Genomic DNA, 2,151 nt, shown 5'->3' on the forward strand with positions numbered 1-2,151 from the left:
GACAGCCCCGACACCAACCACTGCACCTCCCCCAGCTAATAGCAGCAGCCTCCGTCGTATTCAACGGAAAAATGATGCGAGTAAATGGCGTCGGTTGTTAATTTTGGGTGTGGGGGGATTGTTGGGGATTTGGTTACTGTGGTTTTTACTGTCCCTTGCTTTTGGAGCCTTAGCAGACGTTTTGGGCTGGTCTGGGCCTAAATTGAAAGGGGAACAGGCAATGGTGCAGTTAAACCAGCCTCCCTTACCGATTCCTGAACCCAAACCTGTAACCGCAGAACCGGAAAAAATTACCCCGGAAGTGGCTGAAGCCAAACTCAACCAATGGTTGTCGATGAAATCGGCTGCTATGGGGCCTGAGCATCAAGTTGAAGGGTTACGACAAATTTTAGTTGATCCAGCCCTAGCTCGTTGGGTGGGGATGGCAGAAACGATGAAACAAGAGGGTTCCCATCGCACTTACAAACATAGTCTGAAAGTTACTGAAGTCCAGATGGATCAAGCCAATCCCAATCAAGCCGTTGCCTATGCGGATGTTGAGGAACAGGCTCAATTTTACAGTCAGGGTCAACTCCAAAATACTGAAAATGCTTCTTTGCAAATTCAATATCGCTTTATTCGCAAGGATGGGCAATGGCGCATTGAAGATTGGCAAGTAATCCGTTGATTTATTTCCGATCCCGGTTTCCCTCTTTGATCCCAAAGAGGATTTTTTTTCCTCAAAATGTCAGGGTTTCATGACATCACGATCCCCAAAACCGTGAAAACTGTGTATATTTACTCATCAATACCTTTAGTTACCCCTTGACCAAATTCAATATTTTCTGCAACATGGTCATTAATCAAGCGATCCCCATGATCCCGAAGAATTTCTACAGAGTTATCCATCTACTGTTTAAACCAATGGAGATCACCCTTTTATGCCAAAGGAACGTCCACCTTTAGAAGATATGACCCTCCGGAAACTCCGCAAGGTCGCAAGTGAATATGGCATTTCTCGCTATAGCCGAATGCGTAAATCTCAGCTTTTAGAAGCTATTCAAGAAATCGAAAGTCAAAAGTTTGGAACCCCTAATCCATCACGCGCATTGGAGGCACAAGAAGAAGTGGAAGTCGCAAAGTTTTCCGTCGTTAGTCAAAACTATCAAATCGATGATTCCTTATCCTCAGTGGATGAGGGGTTAGTGGATTTACCCATTGGATATGGTGAAAGCCAAATCGTTATGATGCCCAGAGATCCTGAATGGGCCTATGCTTACTGGGATGTCTCTAACGAACACAAAGAAATGTGTCGGCGTCAAGGTGGACAACAACTGGCTCTACGGATTTATGATGTTACCGATATTGAGTTAAAGTCTCAAAGTCCCCATAGTATTCAAGAATATCCCTGTGATGAATTAGCACGGGAATGGTATTTACCGGTTCCTGTCAGTGACCGCGACTATGTAGTTGAAATTGGTTATCGCTGTGTTGATGGTCGTTGGTTAGGATTAGCGCGTTCTGCTGCAACTCGCATTCCTCCGGTTTATCCCGCAGAATGGATTGACGATCAATTTATTACTGTGTCTTGGGACGAAGAATTACAAGGGAAAACCTTTTATGAATTCCCCGTCCCCAGCAAAACCTATGTCCTGGCAGGGGTTCACGACGATTTATTTGGGTTATCCAGGGAAGCAGAAGCCAAACGCATCGCAGGTTCTCTGTTTGGTTCCATGCACCAAGTCGTCAAACCCCAAGAGACGGTGAGTTCCTTTATCTTTCCTTCGGGTGTGGGAATGTGGGCCTCTGGAGTGGGTGAAACCCTGTCCGGTGTGGGTATGTCCGGTGTTGGACAAATCATGTCCGGTGCAGGTATTGGACAAATCATGTCCGGTGTCGGAATGTCAGGCGCAGGTTTGGGTTACACCACTTCCGGTATCGGAATGTCCGGGGTAGGTTTGGGTTACACCCAGTCCGGCGTAGGTTACACCACTTCCGGTGTGGGAATGTCGGGCGCAGGTTTAGGTATTGGTCAAACGATGTCCGGTATCGGAATGTCGGGCGCAGGTTTGGGTTATACCCAGTCTGGTGTCGGTTACACCACTTCGGGTGTGGGAATGTCGGGCGCAGGTTTAGGTATTGGTCAAACCCTCTCTGGTATCGGAATGTCGG

General features: G+C 47.1%; 2 protein-coding genes. Both read left to right on the forward strand.

Translation table 11 applies throughout. The features are described 5' to 3' along the window. Positions 1 to 667: ARC6/PARC6 family protein (locus tag IQ236_RS27460; protein WP_193872396.1), on the forward strand; the 667-nt coding region annotated here is incomplete at its 5' end. Between the two features lie 253 nt (positions 668 to 920). Then, the coding region (locus IQ236_RS27465; RefSeq protein ID WP_193872398.1) for a DUF4912 domain-containing protein at positions 921 to 2,151 on the forward strand (1,231 nt) is incomplete at its 3' end.

This window comes from Planktothrix mougeotii LEGE 06226, from assembly GCF_015207485.1.
Taxonomy (GTDB): domain Bacteria; phylum Cyanobacteriota; class Cyanobacteriia; order Cyanobacteriales; family Microcoleaceae; genus Planktothrix.